The organism is Paenibacillus koleovorans NBRC 103111 (assembly GCF_004000845.1).
Classification (GTDB): Bacteria; Bacillota; Bacilli; order Paenibacillales; family NBRC-103111; genus Paenibacillus_AA; species Paenibacillus_AA koleovorans.
In genome coordinates this window covers 1-3,327 of sequence record NZ_BIMA01000217.1, presented here as the reverse complement: position 1 = coordinate 3,327, position 3,327 = coordinate 1, and the positions used below count along the sequence as shown (strand labels likewise).

Genomic DNA, 3,327 nt, shown 5'->3' with positions numbered 1-3,327 from the left:
CCTGCTGAATTTCCAGAAATATCGTCACTGACATCGGCAGGTTGCCCGACGCGATCAGCAGGTTGAACGGCTCCTTCTCGCTGCCGATGGAGGGGTGCTGGAAATCGACCTTCAGGGCATCCGGTTGTGCGGTCGAGCCGCAGCCTGCTAATAGGCCGGAGCTGATTGCCAGCACGATAAGGCTTTTGAGAGCTTTCACTGACTATGTCATGAGATGCAAACGGAGAGCAGCAGATGCGCCTGAATTAAACAATCCGCTGAGCCCAACCCGCTTGAGCCGGTTGGGCTCAGCGGGTTGTTTGTTGTGCAACACGTTATTGCAGCACGGCTGGATCTGTCAAAGCCGTCATGTCGTTCAGGTTATCCCAGAGGAAGGCCTTCACGGAGTAGCCTTGGGCGGACTCGGGCACGGTGACCGAGAGAGTCAGCGTATTGTTGTCGTACTTGTTCAAGACGATCTCCTGGCTCTTGTACTCCACCAAGCCGGCTGGTGAGTACAACGCCACGATGAGGGTCGCGTTCATATGCTTCTCCGAGGAGTTGATCACGCGCGAGGAGACATTAATCTTACCTGCAGCGATCGTACTGACCACTTGACCAGCGGCATCGGTGAACACCGGCGTCTCAATAGACAGCATCGGTCCGACGATGACTTCTACTGGATTGCTTTCTACAGTGCGTCCGTTATAGCTGAATGTGGCACGGTAACGAGTTACGCCGTCGGAAAGCCCGGATACGATTCCACCGTTAATAGTAGCAATCGTTGGATCATCGATGGAATAGCTCAGCTCCGCGGAATCCGTCGGCAGCTCTACCATCAGCCCCTCGCTATCGGCACCGGTTACCGAGAATCTCGTCGTTTCGCCTGCTCGCAGTTGCAGCTTCTCGGCGAACAGCTGGATATTGACGATATCATCCAACCCGAAGCCGTCCAGATAGACAAGCTTAATCGCATCGGCTACGACCTCGCCATTGGCGGCATCGCTCAGCTGAATGTAGCTGGAGGTTCCTGCATTGAATGTATGAATACCCAATATGTTCCAAGTTCCGCCTCTTACTGGTCTTTGATCGACCTGATAAGTTTTGGAACCGGCGGAGGTAGTGACCGTGTACTTCGCATTCCCCGCCCTACTCGAGCCGCCATCCGGCAGGTAGTAATACACGGCGTAAAAACCGGGAATCGTCACATTCGGCGTCCATCTGACGGTGTTCAAGCCTGAGCCGGCTGCAATTCTCACAAAGTTATTATTGTAGGAGTTGCTTCCTGTACTAGCCGTCCAGGCTCCGGTTACAGACGGATTATCGACAATGATGGACTTCTTCGTTTTTACGGCAATGGTTGAGCTAGACGCGGACGCATTCCAATTGCGGTCCTTGGCCACCACATAGAAGCTGTAATCCGTATCCGGCGTGAGTCCCGAAAGGGTAGCCCGATTGCTGGCAATCACCGACCCCAGTCGCTCATCGTTGGCCGCGTTATAAATATCCGCATCCAATTCCACGCCATTCTCGGCAGCCGACCAGGTCAAAGTTACGGTCGAATCCGTATAATCGGTCACAGCGAGCGAAGTCGGCGCAGCAGGTGCTACCGTGTCCGTGATGGCGTCCGACGCATCCTCGAATGCCCCGATATCCGGCAACCCTCTGTAGATCGGATTGTTCCAGAAGTCTCTTCCGCCGTTGTTCGCGACCACCGTACCCGCTCCGATCAACGGCGAATCCGGCTTCAGCTTATACCCGTCTACAGTGTTGTACCCGTCCGCGCCTTTGCCCGGATCCACGAACCCAGGATCGCCTACGACGTTGTACTTGCCTTGTGTCGGCGCGGCTTTGCCATAGAAGGCATTGTTCACGAACTTAGGTCCTGTCGGATACGTCTCGGTTACCGGAGAAGGACCTGTTACGTAGAAGACGTTGTTCAAGAACGTGGCGTTCGCATTGTTTTTCATCTGGAACCCGATGCCCGTATCGTTATAGAAGACGTTGTTGTAATACATCCCGGGGTCGTTGATGTTCATGGTGTAGCTGTGCCACCCGTCCCGCATATCGTTCTGGCTGATGTTGTAGCGATGAATGTTGATCCCGCTCTTGAGCTGCCCCATATCCATAAAGTAGCCGCCCGCATTATCGTGAGTGTAGTTGTATTGGAAAATATGGTCGCCTCGCGTAGCCAAATCCGTATCAAAAGCGGAGGAATCGGAATCGGCCTTGATCTCGGCTCGCGTCCGCCCGACCTCGTTGAACTGCACGAGCGCCCTGTCGGTTCTCCAAACCCAGATCCCGGCAATCCATTTGATACCTGGAGCATACGCTCCGGCGTCCAGGCTGACATTATGCTCGATGAGCGGATTGATCGTCACCCCGACAACGATGCCGTCCGCACCGGTGTTGGTAACGGTATTGCCTCTGATCGTCACATTGCGGTTGAAATACGTCACATCCGTCGAGAAGGCCGTGATATTGACCCCCATAACCGCCAAATCATGAATATGGTTGTTCTCCAGGGTCAGACCGTCAAAATACGCTTTCGGTCTACCCGTTTCAAACTCCCAAGCGTTGATCTGGATACCGGCGTTCGCGTTTTTGTTCACGTCTTTGTCCTTGCCGTCCGTGGTTGTCGTCGTCGCTTCGCCTGTCAAATTCATCCCGGTGACATCGTGAATATCCATGTTGCGGATCGTAATGTTTTTCATAGGACCGTTGTGAAACGCCTTGATCCAGATCCCGCTTCTCCGGTAATACCCCGTCTTGTAATCATCCGGATTGGAAGGGTTGAAGTTGGTGAGCTCCAGGTTTTCCAGCGTGACATTCTGCACGTTCTCCAGGTTGATCGCGGCGTAGTCGGCATTCGCGTTGATGACCGGCGCAGGTCCGTCGCCATACTTGCCCACCACGATCGGATTGGCATCCGAGCCCGAGCTTTTCAGCTTCAGAGAGCCTGACCAGGAACCGCCCGACTTGAACAGGATTTGATCTCCGGGCAGAAAATTTCGGTTGTTCACCTTGCTCAAGCTTCTCCAGGCGGTCGCTTCGCTCGTTCCGTTGTTATTGTCGTTTCCGCCCACGGAGTCGATGTAGTAGATGGTGTTGTCCGCGTAAGCCCGATCGGCAGGAAGCACGGCCCCCCACCCGGTCAGCAGCATAATCGCAGCCAATCCAAGCGACAACAGTTGCAGCAGTTTCGGTTTCAAATTCATCGTTACCTCCTTATGGACGGCCGTGGCCGGGGCCAGGACCGTTACCGTTGCCATTACCGTTGCCAGGGCCTCCAGGGCCGGGGCCAGGACCCCCAGGGCCGGGGCCAGGACCCCCAGGGCCAGGGCCAGG

At 55.0% G+C, this 3,327-nt stretch carries 2 protein-coding genes; both read right to left on the bottom strand.

Features of this window, described 5'->3' with window-relative positions; genetic code table 11:
* Positions 1-199, bottom strand: a 199-nt coding sequence (locus PKO02S_RS31710; protein WP_164821819.1) for a type 2 periplasmic-binding domain-containing protein, incomplete at its 3' end; no start/stop codon positions are given.
* A gap of 115 nt (positions 200-314) precedes the next feature.
* On the bottom strand, positions 315-3,197 hold the full coding sequence (locus PKO02S_RS31705) for a golvesin C-terminal-like domain-containing protein (protein WP_164821818.1): 2,883 nt from the start codon (positions 3,195-3,197) through the stop codon (positions 315-317).
* Between the last annotated feature and the right edge of the window lie 130 nt (positions 3,198-3,327).

What these genes read in the sequence shown, in the direction of transcription:
- PKO02S_RS31705 (WP_164821818.1), bottom strand. Translation starts at nt 3,197, where the DNA reads ATGAATTTGAAACCGAAACTGCTGCAACTGTTGTCGCTTGGATTGGCT.